This window comes from Streptomyces sp. NPDC057543 (genome assembly GCF_042801895.1).
GTDB lineage: Bacteria > Actinomycetota > Actinomycetes > Streptomycetales > Streptomycetaceae > Streptomyces.
This window is the reverse complement of the sequence record NZ_JBHVFF010000479.1, coordinates 1-3,776: the sequence shown is the minus strand read 5'-3', so window position 1 is coordinate 3,776 and position 3,776 is coordinate 1. Positions and strand designations below refer to the sequence as shown.

The window sequence follows — 3,776 nt, the reverse complement described above, 5'->3', positions numbered from 1 at the left end:
CCCCAACCGGAACCGTGGAAACCGGCACCCACCCGACGCGACAGCCGGGCCACTCGCGCACCAGGAATGGGATCCAAACGCAGATCGGCCGCCAAGAAGCTGACGGCCAATCAGAAAAAATCGAGGCTAGCCTTTGGTCATGTGGTATCCAGCAGACCCCGCGCTGCTCTTCGATCCTGGCGGGCGCATGTTCGTCATCCATGAACCGGCCCTGGCTGATGAGTTGATCGGGTCAGTAGAGGAGTTCTTTGAAGGCTACGACGGACGGGGACGCCATATCTGCGCTTACGGGCAGCCCGGACAAGTCAGCCTGGCTCTCGCCTCGACGGAACCGCAGGAGCAGGAAGTCCGAGCACGAGTCGAGCGGTACTACTTCGTCTTTGCCGCCCGCCATCCCACAAGAGTCCCTCGCCAAGAGACAGACCTAGAGATCTCCATCCGAGCCGTAGCGGAGGACTGGGTCGAGGAGTAGCTGTCAGGCGATACGGCGGCGCCACGCGTGGTGCACAATCGGCGTCCTGAGTAGCCCTCATCGCGAATCCGGCTGTACCGCAAAGAAGTGCAGCAATCATAGGAAAGGCAACTGAGGTAGAACTGTAGGCCCGTTGAAACCCTGGGCCCACAGCTACGAGTTTGCCGATCGGTCAGGCAGCGATCCGGTTCTCAGCCCGCTTGCCCTTGTTCCACTCGGAGAGGACCAGCTGGTAGCACGTGCTCACCCTCGATCCTGTTCCGCTGTGCTGCGTACCGCCCGCGGACGCAAGAGCGGTGATGTTGGCGCGCCACCGGAACGCAGGATCCTTTTTGCCGATCTTCTCGGCGAGGGCACTGTCGTCGACGTGGTCACCATGCTTCCCCAGGAACATGCCGATGCCACCGAGTAGCATCCCGTCCCAGGTGTCCTTGGTGCGCCCCCAAGCCTCCTCAGCGACCTTGAGCGTGCGCTTCAGGATCTCCGGCCCGTATTGATCGGTGATACGAAGCACACCTGCAACCGCGCCCACGGTGTTCGTACCGGAGGAGCCCATGGACAGGTTGCGCGCCACCAGTGCCGACTCCGTGTCAACAAAGAGGGGCAGTTCAGCGGTCAGCCCGATCCTGTACTCGTCGAGAGGTCTGGGCTTGCTCGACTCGCGATTCTTGATGAGGAACAGCACGGCCTCTTCCATCTGATCGAGGTCATGGTGCACCTCAGCCACCAGAGTGGGAATGCCCGAGAGCTTGGCAGCATGCCAACGGTGCATGCCGTCGACGATATAGCGATCTCCGTCCGCCCGCTGGGATACGACGATGGTCCCGAGCGCCTCAGGAACCATGTTCTTCGCGATGCCCATAGCGCGCGGCTCGTTGAGCGTGCGCTGCGCCTTGTCGTCGATCTTCAGCTCTTCGACGGGGATGGTGACCCCGTGGACGACCTTGTGCTTCGGGAGCTGGTACGGGTACTTCTTGGGCATACCTCTGCCCTCTCCACGCCGCGCTTAGGAGGATGGCGTGATGCCAGTGAAAGGGATGCGGCGTGCCGTCGAGGGTACTAGGCCACACGAAGTACGCGACCTGATTTTCTGATCCTACGTTAGGGGCTTGATCACGTCGCCTACTTGGCCTGTCTGACTGACAGTGGCGGATGGCATGGTGAACCCATGATTGGTGAAGTCCCCAACCCCGAGGTTGGCCACGAGTTTGTCAGCTGTCGGCTTGCCCACGAGGCCGGCATCCATCGTCCCCTCCAAGCAGGCATCTGCGGCACCAAGAAGAACGGTGCCAAATCGATCGACGTATCCGGCGGATACAAGGACGACGAGGACTATGGCAACGTCCTCATCTACACCGGCCACGGCGGTCAGAATTCGTCAGGGAACCAGGTCAGCGATCAGAGCCTCGACGAGCGGGGAACGCAGCCCTCGTCACCAGCTACCTGAAAGGTTTCCTGGTCCGCGTACTACGTGGTGCACACAGAGGATCTCAGAGGGCGCCGCCTCAGGGATACAGGTACGATGGACTCTTCCGAGTCACCAGCTACGGAAGCAAACTCGGCATCGACGGCTTCCTGATCTGGCAGTTCCGGCTTAAGGCATACGACGGCACTCGTGTTCTCTAGCCTCGATCTTTCTTGACGGGCCCCCGGCCGAGTCGGTGGTCCGTTTCGTTGTCGATGGCTGATGCTGGGCAGGCCGAGGTCCCAAGTGTCGTCTCGGGTGGGCGCCGGGTTCCACTGCTCCGGACTGGAACGTTCTCTCGTAGGGCCAGGGGAATCGCTGGTCAGCCGGGGTTGGGCAGGAGTGCGAGCCGTTCGAGAGCGGTGGTGATTTCGAACGTCCAGGGCCAGTGGCGGGCGAGGCGGAGGATCCGGCGCCGGCCGGTGGTGGCGAGCTGTCCGGCGGTGGAGAACAGGCGGAACCGCAGCCGGCGGGGCTCCCAGAGCCTGGCCTGGCCGGTCAGGGCGAGCATGGGCATCCAGGCCAGCAGGTCGAGTGCGATCTGGACGATCTCCAGCCAGACCTTGTTCTGCGCGGTGTCGTGCAGGGGCAGGTTCCGCAGGCCGGTCGCCCGGGCGGCCCGGATCCGGTCCTCCGCGCGGGCCCGCAGCCGGTGACGGAGCTCGAGTTCGGCGATCGGACGGTCGGCGGTGTTGGTTGCGAAGCAGGTGATCCGCATGCCGTCCGCGTCGGTGATCCTCAACTGGGCCCCGGGATGGGGTCGTTCCTTGCGGACGATCAGCCGCATCCCCTTCGGCCAGCCGTCGATCAGGTCCCCGGTGAGTTCGGCGACCCAGGCCCCGTCACGGACCTCGCCGTCCGACTCGACGGCCGGAGTCCAGGCCGAGGCCGGGACCCGGAGAACGTACTGGTGGATGGCCTCGGTGATCACCATGCCGACCGAGTAGGACAGCCACCGCCCGCGTTGGGCGAGCCAGGCCACGAACTCGTGGGTCCCGCCCGCGGAATCACAGCGGATCAGAGTCCGCCGGCCCCGCCGGTACTTCTTCGGTAGTTGGGCCAGGGCGAGGCGGGTGGCGGTGATGTGGTCGGCGGCCGTGTTCGAGCCCGCGTTGCCGGGGCGGAGGAGGGACGCGACGGGTCCGCCGGTTCCGCCCGGTCCGTGGTCGACGAACCCCATCAGTGGGTGGTGGCCGTAGGTCTTCTTCCAGGTCGGGGCCGCGCCCTGCTTGTCCGAGTGGGCGAGGACCATTCCCAGACGTGTCGGCGGACTTTGGAACGTGCGGCGCGGATCGCCGTGAGCGCCTTCTCCCCCGAGGAGGCGAGAGTGTCGATCAGGCGGGAGACCGTCGGATCGGAGGCGACCGACCCGAACACGGCCGGCTCGGACCGCGGCAGGGCGATGTCGGCGAGGCAGTCCCCGCCGAGCGCGACCGCCAGCGCGAGGTCCACGAGTATCTTGCCGGCGTCGTGGACGGCCCGGGGCTTCCGCCATGGGGCCAGGGCCGCGGATATGGCCTTGTCAAGGCCACTCTTGCGGACGGTTTCGACCAGCAGGACCGAACCGGCCTGCGAGACCACGGCCCGGCCGTCCCCCTGGACGCGGACATGGGGATAGGAGCCGGTAGGCTTCTTCACCTGGAAAGTGCCTCTGGATTCAGCGGGAACAAGGACCTAGACAATCCTCATTCTTGCTGGCCAGAGGCACTTTCTGCTTGTGTGACCACCTGCCGGACAGCCCGCTTCATGTAGGGTCGGGGGCTGGCGCGGTGGCGTAGTACGTACGCTCCGTTTCCAGCCCCCGCCACATCGAACCGTGCATGCGGTTCTCCCGCACAC

The 3,776-nt window shown here is 64.9% G+C and carries 2 protein-coding genes and 2 pseudogenes; 2 read left to right on the top strand and 2 right to left on the bottom strand.

Translation table 11 applies throughout. The features are described 5' to 3' along the window. The first annotated feature begins 139 nt into the window (after positions 1–139). Complete coding sequence (locus ACFU8Q_RS40095; protein ID WP_384464733.1) at positions 140–472, top strand: hypothetical protein; 333 nt, start codon at positions 140–142, stop codon at positions 470–472. A 172-nt stretch (positions 473–644) separates the two neighbouring features. On the opposite strand, the gene ACFU8Q_RS40090 is transcribed toward ACFU8Q_RS40095, so the two are convergent. Beyond that, a complete protein-coding gene (locus ACFU8Q_RS40090) occupies positions 645–1,454 on the bottom strand; it encodes a DUF6551 family protein (protein ID WP_384464730.1) in 810 nt (269 codons plus the stop codon). A gap of 186 nt (positions 1,455–1,640) precedes the next feature. Here ACFU8Q_RS40090 and ACFU8Q_RS40085 point away from each other — a divergent pair. Further along, positions 1,641–2,098, top strand: a pseudogene (locus ACFU8Q_RS40085) (YDG/SRA domain-containing protein). Positions 2,099–2,259: 161 nt separating this feature from the next. Here ACFU8Q_RS40085 and ACFU8Q_RS40080 read toward each other — a convergent pair. After that, a pseudogene (locus ACFU8Q_RS40080) lies at positions 2,260–3,575 on the bottom strand (IS1380 family transposase). Between the last annotated feature and the right edge of the window lie 201 nt (positions 3,576–3,776).